This window comes from Micromonospora sp. NPDC005291 (assembly GCF_040607415.1).
In the GTDB taxonomy this organism is placed as follows: domain Bacteria; phylum Actinomycetota; class Actinomycetes; order Mycobacteriales; family Micromonosporaceae; genus Micromonospora.
Genome location: NZ_JBEXGR010000005.1, coordinates 246,185 through 264,866, shown reverse-complemented (window position 1 = coordinate 264,866; position 18,682 = coordinate 246,185). Strand labels below are relative to the sequence as shown.

At 71.6% G+C, this 18,682-nt stretch carries 13 protein-coding genes; 10 read left to right on the top strand and 3 right to left on the bottom strand.

Translation table 11 applies throughout. The annotated features are described in order from the left end of the window. Positions 1-93: 93 nt before the first annotated feature. Positions 94-453 (top strand): YciI family protein, encoded by a 360-nt coding sequence (locus ABZT18_RS09820; RefSeq protein WP_354993876.1) that lies wholly within the window; start codon positions 94-96, stop codon positions 451-453. 39 nt (positions 454-492) lie between these two features. Here the strand turns inward: ABZT18_RS09820 and ABZT18_RS09815 are convergent, their stop codons facing one another. Beyond that, positions 493-876, bottom strand: a complete 384-nt coding sequence (locus tag ABZT18_RS09815; RefSeq protein WP_354993877.1) for a cytidine deaminase — start codon at positions 874-876, stop codon at positions 493-495. A gap of 120 nt (positions 877-996) precedes the next feature. Between ABZT18_RS09815 and hrpA the strand changes: the two genes are divergently transcribed. Next, on the top strand, positions 997-5,067 hold the full coding sequence (gene hrpA / locus ABZT18_RS09810) for an ATP-dependent RNA helicase HrpA (RefSeq protein WP_355250924.1): 4,071 nt from the start codon (positions 997-999) through the stop codon (positions 5,065-5,067). Between the two features lie 65 nt (positions 5,068-5,132). Here hrpA and ABZT18_RS09805 read toward each other — a convergent pair whose 3' ends face one another. Next, the gene (locus ABZT18_RS09805; protein WP_355250921.1) at positions 5,133-6,119 is read right to left on the bottom strand and encodes a LysR family transcriptional regulator; all 987 of its coding nucleotides are present in this window, start codon (positions 6,117-6,119) and stop codon (positions 5,133-5,135) included. 83 nt (positions 6,120-6,202) lie between these two features. On the opposite strand from ABZT18_RS09805, the gene ABZT18_RS09800 reads away from it, so the two are divergent. The 7 genes from ABZT18_RS09800 (at position 6,203) to ABZT18_RS09770 (ending at position 14,484) form a co-directional block, all read left to right on the top strand. Beyond that, positions 6,203-6,886, top strand: coding sequence for a succinate dehydrogenase cytochrome b subunit (locus ABZT18_RS09800; RefSeq protein WP_084597936.1), 684 nt, complete (start codon positions 6,203-6,205; stop codon positions 6,884-6,886). A 1-nt stretch (position 6,887) separates the two neighbouring features. After that, positions 6,888-8,825: a fumarate reductase/succinate dehydrogenase flavoprotein subunit gene (locus tag ABZT18_RS09795; RefSeq protein ID WP_354993880.1), complete on the top strand. Its 1,938-nt coding sequence runs from the start codon at positions 6,888-6,890 to the stop codon at positions 8,823-8,825. Further along, on the top strand, positions 8,822-9,586 hold the full coding sequence (locus ABZT18_RS09790; protein WP_355250918.1) for a succinate dehydrogenase/fumarate reductase iron-sulfur subunit: 765 nt from the start codon (positions 8,822-8,824) through the stop codon (positions 9,584-9,586). Before ABZT18_RS09795 ends, ABZT18_RS09790 begins: the two co-directional genes overlap by 4 nt. Before the next feature lie 434 nt (positions 9,587-10,020). Continuing rightward, positions 10,021-11,205, top strand: coding sequence for a zinc-dependent alcohol dehydrogenase (locus ABZT18_RS09785; RefSeq protein WP_354993882.1), 1,185 nt, complete (start codon positions 10,021-10,023; stop codon positions 11,203-11,205). Next, the gene (locus ABZT18_RS09780; protein WP_354993883.1) at positions 11,202-12,131 is read left to right on the top strand and encodes an SDR family NAD(P)-dependent oxidoreductase; all 930 of its coding nucleotides are present in this window, start codon (positions 11,202-11,204) and stop codon (positions 12,129-12,131) included. The genes ABZT18_RS09785 and ABZT18_RS09780 overlap by 4 nt, the downstream gene beginning before the upstream one ends. A 98-nt stretch (positions 12,132-12,229) precedes the next feature. Further along, positions 12,230-13,228 (top strand): serine hydrolase, encoded by a 999-nt coding sequence (locus ABZT18_RS09775; RefSeq protein ID WP_354993884.1) that lies wholly within the window; start codon positions 12,230-12,232, stop codon positions 13,226-13,228. 161 nt (positions 13,229-13,389) lie between these two features. Then, positions 13,390-14,484 carry an MBL fold metallo-hydrolase gene (locus ABZT18_RS09770; protein ID WP_354994060.1) on the top strand — a complete coding sequence of 365 codons (1,095 nt, stop codon included), beginning with the start codon at positions 13,390-13,392 and terminating at the stop codon, positions 14,482-14,484. A gap of 13 nt (positions 14,485-14,497) precedes the next feature. Here the strand turns inward: ABZT18_RS09770 and dgt are convergent, their stop codons facing one another. Beyond that, the gene (gene dgt / locus ABZT18_RS09765) at positions 14,498-16,009 is read right to left on the bottom strand and encodes a dGTP triphosphohydrolase (RefSeq protein ID WP_354993885.1); all 1,512 of its coding nucleotides are present in this window, start codon (positions 16,007-16,009) and stop codon (positions 14,498-14,500) included. 172 nt (positions 16,010-16,181) lie between these two features. On the opposite strand from dgt, the gene ABZT18_RS09760 reads away from it, so the two are divergent. Beyond that, positions 16,182-18,653: a Tex family protein gene (locus tag ABZT18_RS09760; protein WP_354993886.1), complete on the top strand. Its 2,472-nt coding sequence runs from the start codon at positions 16,182-16,184 to the stop codon at positions 18,651-18,653. Positions 18,654-18,682: the final 29 nt, after the last annotated feature.

The window sequence follows — 18,682 nt, the reverse complement described above, 5'->3', positions numbered from 1 at the left end:
GAATGGGATTCGCGGACGGGAACAAGGGGGACAGAAGGCGGATCACACCCATAAGAGGGACATAGCGATTGGGGCGCACCATAGGGTGTGGACATGCGATTCGACCAGCACACGGTCGCCCTCCTGGTCCGACCGTCGGATCCGCCGGAGCTGCCGCAGGACGCGATCGACCGCTTGCAGGACGCGCACCTGGCACACCAGGCGGGGCTCATCGAGCAGGGACTGGTGCTCGCGACCGGGCCGTTCCTGCACGCCGACGACGACCGGCTGCGGGGGTTCGTCGTCCTGTCCATCGCCCCGGACGAGGTCCGCGCGCTCTACGCCAACGATCCGGCCGTGCGGGCCGGCCGCCTGTCCGTGTCCGTGATGAGCTGGCTGGTTGCGGAGGGCAACGTGCGGTTCGAGGGCGTACCGATCCCCCGATCGATGCTGGAGGCGGCGGCCGGCGACTGACCGGGCGCCCACCGGGGCGGGCCGTGCGGGCCGATCCGGTCAGCCGGCCGCGGGGCTCGGGGGCAGTTCGCCGATCGGGACCACCCGCAGGGCGTCCATGTCGCCGACGATCACCCGCAGTGACGGGAAGTAGTCGCGCAGCACCTGCCCGCACCCGTCACACGGCGGGATGACCTCGCGTCCCCGGTCGGCGACCGTGACGATCGTCTCAAGCGCCGTCACGCCCTGCGTCGCGGCCGTGCCGATCACGACCAGTTCCGCGCAGGACCCCCCGGAGACGTGCTGGACGTTCACGCCCGTGAAGACCCGTCCGTCGGCGGTCCGAGCGGCCGACGCGACGGTGTGGTGCTGGCTGCGGCACCGCAGTTTGGAAACCGCCGTGGCGGCCTGCACCAACGCCCGGTCGGTGTCCCGCAGCTCCATCCCGGCCCCCAGCGCTCGACGTCGACCGCAACTCTAGGTCCCGCGCGTGACCGTCGAAGGACCGGCCGCGCGGTAACCCGGGGGCGGTCCGCCGCCGGGCTGCCTATCCTTGGGCACGACATGCAGAATCCAACCGCCTCCGTCGCGACCGATTCGGTTCGCGAGCTGCACCGCCGCCTCTCCCCTCTGATGTTCCGCGACCAGCGCCGGCTCCAGCGGCGGCTGGACGGTGCCCGCAAGCTGCGCGACCCGCAGCGCCGGGAGGCGGCGCTGGCCGAGATCACCGCCGACCTGGTCCGGGCCGAGCAGCGGATCGCGGTCCGGCAGGCAGCCGTACCCGTGATCACGTACCCGGCGGGGTTGCCCGTCAGCGAGCGCAAGGACGACATCGCCGCCGCCATCCGCGATCACCAGGTGGTGATCGTGGCCGGCGAGACCGGCTCCGGCAAGACCACCCAGATCCCCAAGATCTGCCTGGAGCTGGGGCGCGGGGTGCACGGGCTGATCGGGCACACGCAGCCCCGGCGGTTGGCCGCCCGCACGGTGGCCGACCGGATCGCCGACGAGCTGGGCACCGAGTTGGGTGACGTGGTCGGCTACAAGGTGCGCTTCACCGATCAGGTCAGCGAGCGCAGCCTCGTGAAGCTGATGACCGACGGCATCCTGCTGGCCGAGTTGCAGACCGACCGGATGCTGCGCCAGTACGACACGTTGATCATCGATGAGGCGCACGAGCGCAGCCTCAACATCGACTTCATCCTCGGGTACCTGCGGGAGCTGCTGCCCCAACGACCCGACCTCAAGGTGATCATCACCTCGGCGACCATCGAGACCGACCGGTTCGCCCGGCACTTCGCCGGGCCACCCACCGCCGACGAGCCGGAGGGCGTACCGGCGCCGGTGGTCGAGGTCTCCGGTCGCACCTACCCGGTGGAGGTGCGCTACCGGCCACTCGTCGAGCTTGCCGAGGGCGAGGAGGACGGCGACGGCGACGAGGAGACCGTCCGCGACCAGATCCAGGCGATCGGCGACGCCGTCGAGGAACTGGCCGCCGAGGGCCCCGGCGACATCCTGGTCTTCCTCAGCGGTGAGCGCGAGATCCGGGACACCGCCGACGCGCTGGGCAAGCTGGTCCAGAAGAAACGGTCGCTGCTCGGCACCGAGATCCTGCCGCTGTACGCGCGACTCTCCAGCGCCGAGCAGCACCGGGTCTTCGCCGCGCACACCTCGCGCCGGGTGGTGCTGGCCACCAACGTCGCGGAGACCTCGCTGACCGTGCCCGGCATCAAGTACGTGGTGGACCCGGGCACCGCCCGGATCTCCCGCTACTCCAGTCGGCTCAAGGTGCAGCGACTGCCGATCGAACCGATCTCGCAGGCGTCGGCCAACCAGCGCAAGGGGCGCTGCGGCCGCACCTCGGACGGCATCTGCATCCGCCTCTACGACGAGCAGGACTTCGGATCCCGCCCCGAGTTCACCGACCCGGAGGTCCTCCGTACCAACCTGGCATCGGTCATCCTCCAGATGACCGCGATCGGGCTCGGCGACCTCGCCGCGTTCCCCTTCATCGACCCGCCGGACCAACGCAACATCACCGACGGCGTCAACCTGTTGCACGAGTTGGGCGCGCTGGACCCGACCGAGGCCGACCCGGCCAAGCGGCTCACCGCGCTGGGCCGGCGGCTGGCCCAGCTACCGGTCGACCCGCGACTGGCCCGGATGGTGGTCGAGGGCGAGCGCAACGGCTGCGCCACCGAGGTGCTGGTGATCGCCGCCGCGCTCTCCATCCAGGACCCCCGGGAGCGGCCGGCGGAGAAGCAGGCCCAGGCCGACCAGGCGCACGCCCGGTTCGCCGACAAGGAGTCGGACTTCGTCGCCTTCCTCAACCTCTGGCGCTACCTGCGTGAGCAGCAGCGGGAGCTGTCCTCCAGCGCGTTCCGCCGGATGTGCAAGGCGGAGTACCTGAACTACCTGCGGGTCCGCGAGTGGCAGGACATCGTCGGCCAACTGCGCCAGGTGCTGCGTACCCCGCAGGAGAGTGACCGGCGCGGCGGGCGGGCGGCGCGGGACACCTCCGACGACGCGGACGCCGGCCGGGGTGCGAGCCGCCGTGGCGGCGCCGACCTGCCGGAGGAGATCGACACCCCGAAGGTGCACCAGTCGCTGCTGCCCGGCCTGCTGTCGCACATCGGCCTGAAGGACGCCCAGAAACACGAGTACCTGGGTGCGCGGGGCGCGAAGTTCGCGCTCTTCCCCGGCTCGGCGTTGTTCAAGAAGCCTCCGCGCTGGGTGATGGCCGCCGAGTTGGTGGAGACCTCCCGGCTCTGGGGCCGCATCGCCGGCCGGGTCGAGCCGGAGTGGGTCGAACCGCTCGCACAACACCTGGTCAAGCGCAGCTACAGCGAGCCGCACTGGGAGAAGAAGCAGGCCGCGGTGATGGCCTACGAGAAGGTCACCCTGTACGGCGTCCCGCTGGTCACCTCCCGCAAGGTCAACTTCGGGCGGATCGACCCGACGCTGAGCCGGGAGTTGTTCATCCGGCACGCCCTCGTGGAGGGCGACTGGCAGACCCACCACCAGTTCTGGGCGGACAACAAGCGGCTGCTCGCCGAAATCGAGGAGCTGGAGAGCCGGGCCCGACGCCGGGACATCCTGGTCGACGACGAGACCATCTTCGGCTTCTACGACCAGCGGATCCCGGCCGACGTGTCCTCCGGCCGGCACTTCGACAGCTGGTGGAAGACGACCCGCCGGGAACGGCCCGACCTGCTCACCTTCACCCGTGACGTGCTGGTCAACGATGGCCGGCCGGGGGTCGACGAGGACGACTACCCCGACGAGTGGCAGACCCAGGGGGTGACTCTGCCACTGACCTATCGGTTCGAGCCGGGTACGCCGACCGACGGCGTCACCGTGGACATCCCGCTGCCGCTGCTCAACCAGGTGCCGGCGGAGAGCTTCGACTGGCAGGTGCCGGGGCTGCGCGAGGAGACGGTGATCGCGCTGATCCGCTCGCTGCCCAAGGCGATACGCCGCAACTTCGTCCCGGTGCCGGACTACGCCCGGGCCGCCCTCGCGGCGATCACCCCCGGTGAGGAGCCGCTGCTGGACGCGCTCACCCGGCAGCTGCGCCGGATGACCGGGGTCACCGTGCCCCGTGACGCCTGGGAACCGGGCAAGCTCCCGGCACACCTGCGGGTCACCTTCCGGGTGCTCGACGACGAGGACAAGCCGGTCGCCGAGGGCAAGGACCTGCCCGCCCTGCAACGTCAGCTCCGCCAGGAGGTACGCCAGGTGGTGGCGGCCGCCGCACCGGAGGTGGCCCGCACCGGGCTGCGCGAGTGGAGCATCGGCGATCTTCCTCGCACCATCGAGCAGGTCCGCGCCGGTTACGCGGTGACCGCGTACCCGGCCCTGGTCGACGAGGGTGCCACGGTCGGGGTGCGGGTGTTCGACTCCCCCGCCGAGGCCGAGGCCGCGCACTGGGCCGGCACCCGCCGGCTGTTGCGGCTCACCGTGCCGTCCCCGGCGCGGTTCCTCCAGGGCCGGCTGAACAACGAGGCGAAGCTGGCGCTGAGCCGCAACCCGCACGGCGGCGTGCAGGAGCTGATCGAGGACGCGGCGGGTGCGGCCATCGACCGGCTGATCGGCGACGCCGGCGGGCCCGCCTGGGACGCCGACGGTTTCGCGGCGCTGCGCGAGAAGGTCCGCGCCGACCTGGTCGACACCGTGGTCGAGGTGATGGACCGGGTCCGCAAGGTCCTCGCCGCCGCGTACGCCGTGGAGCAGCGGCTCGGCGCCACCCGCAACCTCGCCGTCGTGGCCGCGCTGGCCGACATCCGCAGCCAGCTCGCCGGGCTGGTGCACGCCGGGTTCATCACCGAGGCCGGGTACGCCCGGCTGCCCGACCTGCTGCGCTACCTGACCGCCATCGAGCGCCGGCTGGACCGCCTCGGCGGCAACCCGCAGCGGGACCGCCAGCAGCAGGACCGGGTCGCGGCAGTGCAGAAGGAGTACGCCGACCTGCTCGCCGCGCTGTCACCCGCGCGCCGCAACTCCGCGCCGGTCCGCCAGATCCGCTGGATGATCGAGGAGCTACGGGTGAACGTCTTCGCCCAGGCCCTGGGCACCCCCTACCCCGTGTCCGAGCAGCGCATCTACCGCGCGATGGACGACGCCGAGGGCCGCTAACCCCTCCCCTCCCCGCGCCCCCTCCCCGCGCCCTCTCCCCGCGCCGATCTAGGGCAGATCGCTGCTTACTGATCTCCAGGAGCAGCGATATGCCCTAGATCGGCGCGCCAGGGCGGGGCGGGGGGCGGGGCGGGGACGGGTTCGACGCCGGGGGGGAGGTCGGCGGCGGCGCGGACGTAGTCGAGCAGGATCCGCCGTAGCTCCCGACCGGCGTGGGTCGGCACGATGTCGCGCCGGCGGGCCACCGCGATGGTCCGCCGCACCCCGGGCGGGGCCAGCGGGGTGATTCGCACCCCCGGCCGCCGGGCCAGCACGATGCCCGGCACCAGCGCGATGCCGAGCCCCGCCTCGACGAAGCTGAGCACCGCGTCCATTTCGCCGCCGTCCACCGCGAAGGTCGGCTCGAAGCCCGCCTCCCGACACGCCTGGATGGTGGCGTCGCGCAGGTCGTATCCCTCCCGGAACATCACCATCGGCTGGTCGCGGAGGTCGGTGATGCGCACCTCCCCGGTGATCGACGCGGTCGGCACCTCGCCCACCGAGGCCACCACCAGGCTCTCCCGCAGGATCGGATCGACGCGCAGCCCGGGGTCGGCGCCCTGGGCCGGCATGATGATCAGCGCCAGGTCGAGGTCGCCGCGGAGCAGGTCGCGCACCAGATCCTGGGACCCGCCCTCCTCGACCTTGAGGTCGACGGTGGGGTGCGCGTCGCGGAACCGGCGCAGCACCGGCGGGGCGAGCGAGGTGGCCAGGCTCGGGGTGGCGCCGAGCCGGACCCGACCGCGGCGCAGCCCGACCAACTCCTGCACCTCCCGGGTGGCGGTCTCCACGTCGGCGAGGATCCGGGTGGCCAACGGCAGCAGCACCTCACCCGCCGCGGTGAGGGCGATGTTGCCCCGTACCCGCTCGAAGAGCGGTGCACCGAGGTCGGTCTCCAGGGCGTGAATTTGCTTACTGAGAGAAGGCTGAGTTATGCCGACGAGGTCGGCCGCCTGGGTGAAATGTCGTACTTCGGCCACCGCAACGAAGTACCGGAGCTGATGGAGCTGCATCTACATAGCCTACGGCTATCAACACTACGAGTTTGATGCATTGGACGACTGATCGAAGTGCTCCTAGCGTCGGTTGCGTGGTAATGACGAAAACTCGGTCGCCCATCCGCTCGAACGTCGGCCTCAAGGCCGTCATGGCGGTGACGGGCATCCTGCTGGCGCTGTTCCTGATCGCGCACATGCTCGGGAACCTGAAGGTGTTCACGGGCGAAACCTCGTTCGACCACTACGCGCACTGGCTGCGCGACATCGGCAAGCCGCTGCTGCCCGGCGTGTGGTTCCTGTGGATCCTGCGCACCGTGCTGGTGGTGGCGGTCGTCGCCCACATCGTGGCCGCGACCGTACTGGCTCGGCGTGCCCGCGCGGCCCGACCGGTCAAGTACGCCCACCGCAAGAAGGTCAACGGCAGCTACGCGGCCCGCACGATGCGCTGGGGTGGAGTGATCATCCTGCTCTTCGTGATCTACCACCTCCTGGACCTGACCACCGGCACGCTGAACCCGGTCGGCGACGCCAGCAAGCCGTACGGCAACGTCGTCGCCGACTTCGCGCCCGAGCGCTGGTACGTCACGCTCTTCTACACGCTCGCCATCCTCGCGGTGGGCTTCCACCTGCGCCACGGCGCGTTCAGCGCGTTCCGCAGCCTCGGCCAGCAGACGCCGCGCGGCGAGCGCAGGGCACGCACCGCGGCGCTGATCTTCGCCGTGCTGCTCTGCGCCGGGTACCTGGTGGTCCCGTTCGCCGTACTCACCGGATTGGTGTCCTGACATGGAACTCTTCACCGAGGGCGACCCGATCGCCGACACCAAGGCTCCCGACGGCCCGGTCGAGAAGCGCTGGGAGACCCGCCGTTTCGAGGCCAAGCTGGTCAACCCCGCCAACCGCCGCAAGATGACAGTGATCGTGGTCGGCACCGGCCTGGCCGGCGGTTCGGCCGCGGCGACCCTGGCCGAGCAGGGCTACCACGTCAGGTCCTACTGCTACCAGGACAGCCCGCGCCGGGCGCACTCCATCGCGGCACAGGGCGGCATCAACGCGGCGAAGAACTACCGCAACGACGGCGACTCCGTACACCGGCTGTTCTACGACACCGTCAAGGGCGGCGACTTCCGCTCCCGGGAGTCGAACGTGCACCGTCTTGCCGAGGTCTCGGTCAACATCATCGACCAGTGTGTCGCCCAGGGTGTGCCGTTCGCCCGCGAGTACGGCGGCCTGCTGGACACCCGCTCCTTCGGCGGCGCCCAGGTGCAGCGCACCTTCTACGCCCGGGGCCAGACGGGTCAGCAGCTGCTGCTCGGCGCGTACCAGGCGCTGGAGCGGCAGATCGGCCTGGGCAACGTGGAGATGAACACCCGGCACGAGATGCTGGAGCTGGTCCTCGTGGACGGCAAGGCCCGGGGCATCGTCGTGCGGGACATGGTCACCGGCGAGATCAGCACCGAGATGGCCGACGCCGTGGTGCTCGCCTCCGGCGGCTACGGCAACGTCTTCTACCTCTCCACCAACGCCAAGGGCTGCAACGTCACCGCGACCTGGCGGGCGCACCGCAAGGGCGCGTACTTCGCCAACCCGTGCTACACGCAGATCCACCCGACCTGCATCCCGGTCTCCGGCGACCACCAGTCCAAGCTGACCCTGATGAGTGAGTCGCTGCGCAACGACGGCCGGGTCTGGGTGCCGAAGACCAAGGGCGACGACCGCAGCCCCCGGGACATTGGAGAGGACGAGCGGGACTACTACCTGGAGCGGATCTACCCCTCCTTCGGCAACCTGGTCCCCCGGGACATCGCCTCCCGTGCCGCGAAGAACGTCTGCGACGAGGGTAGGGGTGTCGGGCCGACGAAGCTCGGTGTCTACCTCGACTTCGCCGACGCGATCGGCCGGCTGGGTCGCAAGGCCATCGAGGCCAAGTACGGCAACCTCTTCGAGATGTACGAGCGGATCACCGGCGAGGACCCGTACGAGGTACCGATGCGGATCTACCCCGCCGTGCACTACACGATGGGCGGCCTGTGGGTCGACTACGACCTCCAGTCGAACATCCCCGGCCTGTTCGTGATCGGGGAGGCGAACTTCTCCGACCACGGCGCGAACCGGCTGGGCGCCTCGGCGCTCATGCAGGGCCTCGCCGACGGCTACTTCGTGCTGCCCACCACCATCGCCAACTACCTGGCCTCGGGCCCGTTGGAGAAGGTCGACGCCAGCCACCCGGCGGCGGTCGAGGCGCGTACCGACGTCGAGGACCGCGTCCAGCGGCTGCTCGCGATCAACGGCGACCGGACCGTGGACTCGTTCCACCGGGAGCTGGGCCAGATCATGTGGGAGCACTGCGGCATGGAGCGCAGCGAGGCCGGGCTGCGCAAGGCGATCGACGAGATCCGCGCCCTGCGCGAGGCGTTCTGGCAGCGGGTCAAGGTGTCCGGCACCGGCGAGGAACTCAACCAGTCGCTGGAGAAGGCCGGCCGGGTTGCCGACTTCTTCGAGCTGGCCGAGCTGATGTGCATCGACGCCCTGCACCGCGAGGAGTCCTGCGGCGGCCACTTCCGGGCCGAGCACCAGACCCCCGACGGTGAGGCGCAGCGCGACGACGACCGGTTCGCGTACGTGGCGGCCTGGGAGTTCGCCGCCGACGGCGAGCCCTCGGTGCTGCACAAGGAAGACCTGAAGTTCGAGTACGTCCACCCCACGCAGCGGAGCTACAAGTGAACCTGACCCTGCGCATCTGGCGCCAGAAGGGCACTGAGGACAAGGGTCGGATGGTGACCTACCCGGTCGACGACGTCTCTCCGGACATGTCGTTCCTCGAGATGCTCGACGTGCTCAACGAACGGCTGATCCTCGCTGGCGAGGACCCGGTGGCGTTCGACCACGACTGCCGCGAGGGCATCTGCGGCATGTGCGGTCTGATGATCAACGGTGACGCGCACGGGCCGCAACGCGGCACCACGGCGTGTCAGCTGCACATGCGGCAGTTCAAGGACGGCGAGACGATCGACATCGAGCCGTGGCGGGCCAGTGCCTTCCCGGTCATCAAGGACCTGGTGGTCAACCGGAGCGCCTTCGACAAGATCATCGCTGCTGGTGGTTACGTCACCGCCCCGACCGGCAGCGCGCCCGAGGCACACTCCACCCCGGTGGCCAAGGCCAACGCGGACGCCGCCTTCGAGTCGGCGGCCTGCATCGGCTGCGGCGCGTGCGTGGCGGCCTGCCCCAACGGCTCCGGCATGCTCTTCACCGCCGCGAAGCTCACCCAGCTCTCGCTGCTGCCGCAGGGCCAGCCGGAGCGGTACACCCGGGTGATCGGCATGGTCGACGCGCACGACGAGGCCGGCTTCGGCGGCTGCACCAACGCGGGTGAGTGCACCCCGGCGTGCCCGAAGGGCATTCCGCTGAACACCATCGGCCGACTCAACCGCGACTACCTCACAGCCACCGCGAAGGGCGCCGGCAACACCCCCGGTTCCTGAGGCACGCCGAGACCGCCGTACCCCCGCGCTTCTTGGGGGTACGGCGGTCTCGACGTTTGTCTTCGGCTGGGGCGACCGTCCCCGGCTCCGGGCGGTCAGGCTTGATCCCTGCGCCGGGGACGATCGCCCCAGCCCTGACCTTGAGCGCGGCTCGTCCGCCGGTCGTGATCCACCCCGTTCCCGCCCGACGCCCCGGTCTCACAGGCCAGCCGTCCCGCCGACTCGCTCCTCGCCCAAGCGCTTGATCCACTCCATATCGCCGATGTGGCGGTGTCAGGTCGCTCGGATACCGCCATTTCGGCGAAAAGGAGTCGATCACGGCGCCCGGGGCCTGGGCAGTGTCACCAGCGGCTGGGACGAGCCTGCCCGTAGCCGGTTCAAGTGGCTGAGCCCGGGTAGCAGGCGGGGAGGCAGTGGTAGGAGAGGACACGGACATGAAGGCGTTGACCTGGCAGGGCAAGCGGGACGTACGGGTCGAGGAGGTGCCGGACCCCCGGATCGAGGAACCGACCGACGCGATCGTGAAGATCACGTCGACCGCGATCTGCGGCTCCGACCTGCACCTGTACGAGGTGCTCGGGCCGTACCTGAAGCCCGGTGACATCCTGGGCCACGAGCCCATGGGCATCGTCGAGGAGGTCGGGTCGGCGGTGACCGGGCTCAAGCCCGGCGACCGCGTGGTGGTGCCGTTCAACATCTCCTGCGGCAGCTGCTGGATGTGCCAGCGTCAGCTCTACGCGCAGTGCGAGACCACCCAGGTGACCAGCGAGGGCAAGGGCGCCTCGCTGTTCGGTTACACCTCGCTCTACGGCTCGGTGCCCGGCGGGCAGGCCGAGTACCTGCGTGTCCCACAGGCCCACTTCGGCCCGATAGTGATCCCGCAGACCGGAGCCGACGAGCGCTACCTCTACCTCTCCGACATCCTGCCCACCGCCTGGCAGGCGGTGAAGTACGCGGACACCCCGCCCGGTGGCACCCTGGCGGTGTTCGGGCTGGGCCCGGTCGGGCAGCTCTGCGCCCGGATCGGCCGCCACCTCGGCGCCGGGCGGGTGATCGGGCTGGACCTGGTGCCCGAGCGGCTGGAGCTGGCCCGTCGGCACGGCATCGAGGTGCTCGACGTCCGCGAACTGTCCGACGTGCCGGGCGCGCTGATCGACCTGGTGGACGGGCGCGGCCCGGACGCGGTGATCGACGCGGTCGGGATGGAGGCGCACGGGTCGCCGGTGGGCAAGCTGGCCCACGCCGCCGTCGGGCTGCTGCCGGACAAGCTGGCCCAGACGATGACCGACCGGGTCGGCATGGACCGGCTCGCTGCCCTGCACGCCGCGGTCAAGGCGGTCCGCCGCGGTGGCACCGTGTCGATCTCCGGCGTGTACGGCGGCGAGGCGGACCCGATGCCGCTGATGGAGATGTTCGACCGGGGCATTCAGCTGCGGATGGGGCAGTGCCACGTGCGCCGGTGGACCGACGAGATCCTGCCGCTGCTCGCCCGCGACGACGACCCGCTGGGCGTGGAGGACCTGCGTACCCACCGGCTGCCGCTGTCTCGGGCGCCGCAGGCGTACGACATGTTCCAGAAGAAGGAGGACGGCTGCATCAAGGTCGTGCTCGAACCGTGAGTCGGGTCGTGGTGATCGCCGGCGCGACCAGCGGGATCGGCCGGGCGACAGCCCGGGCGTTCGCCGAGCGCGGCGACCGCCTCGTCCTCGCCGCCCGCGCCACCACGACCCTGGCCGAGGTACGCGCGGAGTGCGCGAACGTCGACGTGCTGACCGTGCCGACCGACGTCACCGAGCCTGGTGCGTTGGACGCGCTCGCGGAGGCGGCGATCGACCGCTTCGGCCGCATCGACGTCTGGGTACACACCGCGGCGGTGATGGCCTACGGGCGCTTCGACGAGCTGCCCGCGCGGGTCTTCGACCAGGTGGTACGGACCGACCTGCTCGGCGCGGCCAGCTCGGTGCGGGTGGCGCTGCGGCACTTCCGGGCCGCCGGAGCCGGCACGGTCATCCTCACCGGCTCGGTGCTCGGGCACATCACCGCGCCGTACATGAGCGCGTACGTGGCCAGCAAGTGGGGTCTGCAGGGTCTGGCCCGGACGGTGCAGCAGGAGTTGCGCGACAGCCCGCAGATCCGGCTGTGCCTGGTCAACCCGGGCAGCGTGGACACTCCCGTGTACCAGCAGGCGGCCAACTACCTGGGCCGGATCGGCCGACCCCCACCGCCGGTCGCCAGCCCGCAACGGGTGGCCCGAGCCATCGTGGACTGTGTGGACCGGCCTCGCCGCGAAGTCTCCGTGGGTCGGCTCAACGTGGTGCTGCGGGCCGGCTTCACCGTGCTGCCCGGGGTCTACGACGTCCTGGTCGGGCCGTTGATGCGGCTGGCCGGGCTGAGTCGGCAGCCGGTCGCCGCCCATGACGGTTCGGTCTTCGCTCCGAATCCGCCCGGCGAGGCGGTACGCGGCGGCCACCTGCCTGACCTGCGGCAGTTGGCCCGCCACGTGTCCGGGCCGGTGGCCACCGTGCTGCGTCGACGGCTCGGCTGAGCGGTCCGGGGGGCACCGTGAATCGATCAACACGCCTAGGGTGGTGGGCCGGCGAGCGTTCCGGCGCCCCACGACGGGAGAGACGATTGACTATCCGGTTGAACCGCAGGACCGCACTCGGGCTCGGCACGGTGGCCACCGCTGGCACAGTGCTCGGCGCCGCCGCCCCGGCGAGCGCCGCCCAGAGCACCGAGGCCGCCCCGACCACCCCCGCCCGGGCTGCCCGCAGGGTCGCCGCCGTCTACACCCGGCACAGCACCGAGGCCGGCGGCAACTGGCAGGCGTACGTCAGCGTGGCCGACCCGGCCGGCTCGCCGGTCGTCGCGGTGACGGCCGACGCGGACCGGCGGATCGAGGCGTACAGCGTCAACAAGATCGCGGTCGCCACGGCGGTGCTCGACAAGGTCGACCGAGGGCTGCTCACCCTGGACCAGCAGGTCGAGGTGAGCGCGGCGATCGTCGTACCGGGCGGTGACGGCATCTTCAGCCTGGACGGCGCGTACCCGAGCAGCGTGACCCTCGGGCACGTCCTGGCCAACCTGCTGACCGTCTCGGACGACACGGCGGTGCGGCTGTGCGGGCTGGTCGCCCCGGCTGCCGAGATCAACTCCATCCTGGTCGCCAAGGGCTTCCCGAACACCCAGGTCCAACTGGTGGCCAACCCGAACCGGTTCTTCCTCGGCACCAGCACTCCCCGGGAGACGCACGACCTGCTGCGCGCCCTGGTCGGCGGCACCCTGCTCTCCCCCGCCTCGACGACATACCTGCTGGGCCTGCTGCGCTCCCCGGTGGCGTTCACCGACGGCATCCGCCGCACCATGTCCTCAGACGAGCGGGCCCGGATCGCCACCAAGGCCGGCTGGTTCGCCGACGCCCGGCACGAGGCCGGAGTGATCTTCGACCGGTCCGGCGCCGCGGTGCTCACCTACGCGCTCTTCGCCGACGGGCAGGCCAACCCGGACGACTTCGGCGCCACCCACCCGGCGGTGCAGGCCCGGGCCGCCATGGGCCCCAAGTTCCTGGCCGCGGTGGACCGGATCGCGGGCGCCGGCACGGCGTACCGGATGACCGCCCGGCGCCCCAGCAACGGCGGCTGAGCCCGGTCCCGGGTCGGTCGCCGCTGCCGGCGACCGACCCGGCGTGGCGACCGCCGGGGCACGGGTCGGCCCGGGTGACTACCGTGTAGGGCGGACACGTCGGAGGGACGGCAATGGCACCAGCGCGGAGCACGGACGTCGAACGGTCGCTCGGGCGGCGGATGCGGGGCGCGGCCGGGCTGGCCGCGCTGGCCGGCCTGGCCTGGGTTGCCCGGGATGTGCCGGCGGCCCTCGGTGGCCGGCTCAGCGGGGCCCGGGCCGAACGGGCGGCCCGCTCACCCCAGTTTCGCGACGGCACCTTCCACAACCAGGCCGGCACCCGCTCGATGATCGCCGAGCCGGGCCGCAACCTGCTCCGCGAGCTGATCTTCGGCAAGCAGAAGCGGCGTCCGACCGCAGCGGTGCCGCTGCTGCGGCCCAGCGCACCGGAGACCGCCGACACCGCCGACGAGCTCAACATCGTCTGGTACGGCCACGCCTCGACCTTGATCGAGATCGAGGGCCGGCGGGTCCTGCTCGACCCGGTGTGGAGCGACCGGTGCTCCCCCTCCGGCCGGGTCGGGCCCCGCCGGCTGCACGAGCCGCCGGTACGCCTGGACGAACTGCCCCCGCTGGACGCGATCCTGATCTCACACGACCACTACGACCACCTGGACATGGCCACCGTTCAGGCGCTGCTCGCCGGGCAGTCCGCGCCGTTCCTGGTGCCGCTCGGAGTGGGCGCACACCTGGACCGCTGGGGCGTACCGGCCGAGCGGATCATCGAGCTGGACTGGTCCGAGTCGCACCAGGTCGCCGGGCTGGAGATCACCGCCACCGCCGCCCAGCACTTCTCCGGCCGGGGGCTGCGCCGCGACGGCACGCTCTGGAGTTCGTGGGTGGTGGCCGGAGCCCGTCGCAAGGTCTTCTACACCGGCGACTCCGGTTACTTCGACGGGTACGCGGCGATCGGCGCCGAGCACGGGCCGTTCGACGTGACGCTGATGCAGATCGGCGCGTACGACCGGGCCTGGCCGACGATCCACATGTTCCCCGAGGAGGCGGTCGACGCCCACCTCGACCTGCGCGGTGGGCTGTTCGTCCCGGTGCACTGGGCGACGTTCAACCTGGCCCTGCATGACTGGTCCGAGCCGGTGAACCGGCTGTGGTCCGAGGCGAAGGCCCGCGACGTGCGGCTCGCCGTGCCCCGCCCCGGCGAGCGCGTGGTGGTCGACGACCCGCCCGCCGTCGACGGCTGGTGGCAGGCCATCGCCTGACGGGTTGGGCCGCTCAGAGCACGAAGGCGTCGGTCCAGAGGGCGCCGGAGCGGCCGGAGAGCGCGTCCAGCATGGCCACCGCCTGACCGTCGGTGAGCTGCGCGACGAAGTCCACGATGGCCCGCCCCCGGGCCCGGCCGATCCGGTCCGGGGTACGCGGGTGCAGCTCCGCCTCGGCCAACTCGACCAGGTCGTGCAGCCGGCGTGGCAGCCGGGACTCCTCCTCCGGGTCGAGCAACCACTCCCAGAGCGCCTCGACCAGGGTGCCCAGCAGCCGGGCCTGGCCACGCTGGTGCAGGGCGAGATCCGGCCGGGCCAGCACGAACCGGTGGTGGACGAACTTCAGCACCTGCACCTCGTGCCACTGCGCGCAGCCCAGCAGCACGTACCCGGAACGCACCGACGGCTGGTCGGTCACCGTGATCGCCTCGACAAAGCGGGTGGACCAGCGGGCGGAGAAGCGCGCCACGTACTGCTCGGCCTCGATCGAGCCGTCGAACGGCATCGCCAGCAGGCCGTCGACCAGCTCCTCGCGGACGTGCTCGACGGCGGCGGCGAACGCGTCGTCGTCGGCGATCCAGGCGTCCTTGCGGTGCAGTTGCCGACGCAGCCGCTCGATCGCCGCACCGGGTCGCCGGGCCGCGGTGGCCAGCGCCGCGTCGGTGATCGCCCGGAAGTGCCCGCTCTCCCGCTGCCAGGCCATCAGCTCCGCGGAGACCGAGCCCTGCTGGAGCACACCGACCCGGTAGAAGTCCTCCACGTCGTGGATGGCGTACGCGATGTCGTCGGCGGTGTCCATCACGGACGCCTCCACGGTCTGCTGCCAGTCCGGGATGCGGCCGGTGAACGGCTCCCGGGCCTGCCGCAGGTCGTCGAGTTCGGTCCGGTACGCGCCGAACTTCAACGAACCGCTCTCCGGGTCGTCCGGCGGAGGCGTGGCACCGCGCGGCGGTGGATCCATCGTGCGTGGGTGCGGGTCGGGATAGTCGAGCCGGGTCCACGGGTACTTCAACATCGCCGCGCGGACCGCGGCGGTCAGGTCCAGCCCGGTGGTGGCCGCGCCCCGGATCTCGGTGCTGGTGACGATCCGGTACGACTGGGCGTTGCCCTCGAAACCATCGGCGAGGCCGAGGCGCTGGCGGGCCAACCGGTCCAGCACCCGCTCCCCCAGGTGCCCGAACGGCGGGTGGCCGAGGTCGTGGGCGAGCGCCGCGGCCTCCACCACGTCCGGGTCGCAGCCGCCACGGCTGTCCAGCAGTTCCCGCCACCGCTCGTCGGCCATCAACCGCTCGGCGATCGCCCGGGCCACCTGGGCGACCTTCAGGCTGTGCGTGAGCCGGTTGTGCACCAGCAGACCGGAACCAACCGGGCTGATCACCTGGGTGACACCGCCGAGGCGGGCGAAGAACGGCGAGCCGACGATCCGGTCCCGGTCGGCGCGGAACGGGTTGCCCGTCAGGTCGCCGAGGGCCCGGGCGCTGCCGCCGAAGAGCCGCCGGGCGCGCGGATCCGCAGCAGTTTCCATGATCGCCACGCTAGCGCAGGCCCCGCGGGCCCGCCGCCGGTCACCCCGGCCGGGCGCGGCGGTTCCGCCCCTCGCCCCGGCCGGGCGCGGCGACAGCGCCCCGGGCCGCCCGGCAGAATGCAGGCGGTACCCGCTCTTTGAAGGCGGATCGAGTCGAAGGCGGATCGAGATCGTGACCCAGTCTGTTCATCAGCGGATCGCCGACGAGCTCGGCGTGGCCGAGCGTCAGGTGCGGGCGGCCGTGGACCTGCTCGACGGCGGCGCCACCGTGCCGTTCATCGCCCGTTACCGGAAGGAGGCCACCGGCCTGCTCGACGACACCCAGCTGCGCACCCTGGAGGAGCGGCTGCGCTACCTGCGGGAGCTGGACGAGCGGCGGGCCGCGGTGCTGGAGTCGATCCGCGGCCAGGGCAAGTTGGACGAGGCCCTGGAAGCGCAGATCATGGCCGCCGACTCGAAGTCCCGGCTGGAGGACATCTACCTCCCGTACAAGCCGAAGCGGCGGACCCGGGCGCAGATCGCCCGCGAGGCCGGGTTGGCGCCGTTGGCCGAGACGCTGCTGGCCGACCCCAGCCAGGACCCGAGGGCCACCGCCGCCGGGTTCGTCGATGAGGAGAAGGGCGTCGCCGACGCCGCCGCCGCGCTGGAGGGCGCGCGGGCGATCCTCATCGAGACCTTCGCGGAGGACGCCGACCTGATCGGCACGCTGCGCGAGCAGATGTGGTCACGGGGGCGCCTCGTTTCCCGGGTACGCGAGGGTCAGGAGACCGCCGGCGCCAAGTTCGCCGACTACTTCGACTTCTCCGAGCCGTACCCGAAGCTGCCCTCGCACCGGATCCTGGCCATGTTCCGGGGCGAGAAGGAGGGCGTGCTCGACCTGACGATGGAGCCGGAGGAGGCGGGCGAGGCGGACGCCGTACCGACCGGCCCGAGCCGGTACGAGGCGGCCATCGCCGGCCGGTTCGGGGTGTCCGGCGCGGGCCGCCCCGCTGACCGATGGCTGGCCGACACGGTCCGCTGGGCGTGGCGTACCCGGATCCTCATCCACCTCGGCGCGGACCTGCGGATGCGGCTGTGGCAGGCGGCCGAGGAGGAGGCGGTGCGCGTCTTCGCCATGAACCTGCGTGACCTGCTGCTGGCCGCGCCGGCCGGTACCCGGCCCACGATGGGACTGGACCCGGGCCTGCGGACCGGCGTGAAGGTGGCCGTGGTGGACGCCACCGGCAAGGTGGTCGCCACCGACACCATCTACCCGCACGAGCCGCGCCGGCAGTGGGACGCGTCGGTCGAGACCCTCGCCCGGCTGGCCGGTGCGCACGGGGTGGAGCTGATCGCGATCGGCAACGGCACCGCCTCGCGGGAGACCGACAAGCTGGCCGGCGACCTGATCAACCGGCATCCGCAGCTCAACCTGACCAAGGTGGTGGTCTCCGAGGCCGGCGCGTCGGTCTACTCGGCCTCCGCGTACGCCTCGCAGGAGCTGCCCGGGATGGACGTGTCGCTGCGCGGCGCGGTCTCCATCGCCCGCCGCCTCCAGGACCCGCTCGCCGAGCTGGTCAAGATCGACCCACGGTCGATCGGGGTCGGCCAGTACCAGCACGACCTGTCCGAGGTGAAACTGTCCCGATCGCTGGACGCGGTCGTGGAGGACTGCGTCAACGCGGTCGGGGTGGACGTCAACACGGCCTCCGCGCCACTGCTGACCCGGGTCTCCGGCATCGGCGCCGGGCTGGCCGAGAACATCGTGCTACACCGGGACGCCAACGGGCCGTTCCGGTCGCGTACCGAGCTGAAGAAGGTGGCCCGGCTCGGGCCCAAGGCGTTCGAGCAGTGCGCGGGCTTCCTGCGCATCCCCGACGGCAACGACCCACTGGATTCCTCCAGCGTGCACCCCGAGGCGTACCCGGTGGTGCGTCGGATCCTCTCCAGCACCGGCCAGGACCTGCGCTCCGTGATCGGTAAGAGCGGGATCCTGCGCGGGCTGCGCGCGACTGATTTCGTCGACGACCGGTTCGGCCTCCCCACCGTCACCGACATCCTCGCCGAGTTGGAGAAGCCGGGCCGCGATCCCCGCCCGGAATTCCGCACCGCCACCTTCGTCGAGGGGGTGGAGAAGATCGGTGACCTGACGCCCGGCATGGTGCTGGAGGGCGTGGTCACCAACGTGGCGGCGTTCGGCGCGTTCGTGGACGTCGGGGTGCACCAGGACGGTCTGGTACACGTCTCGGCGTTGTCCCGGACCTTCGTGAAGGACCCCCGCGAGGTGGTGAAGTCCGGTGACGTGGTCAAGGTCAGGGTGCTCGACGTGGACGTACCCCGTAAGCGCATCTCGCTGACCCTGCGCTTGGAGGACGAGCCGGGCGCCGACGCCGGCCGTGGCGGCCGGACCAACCAGGAGGGTCGCGGCGGCCCGGCCCAGGGCGGACGCGGCGGTGCTGCCGGTCAGGGGGGTCGCGGCGGTGCTGCCGGTCAGGGCGGTCCTGGCGGTCAGGGTAGTCAGGGCGGTCAGGGCGGCCGCGGCGGTCAAGGCGGTCGCGGTGGTCAGAGCGGTCAGGGTGGTCGCGGCGGTCAGCAGCGGCAGGGCGCACCGGCACCAGCGAATGACGCGATGGCGGAGGCCCTGCGTCGAGCCGGTCTGGCCTGACCGCCACCTGGCGTGACGTGCGCTCGGGA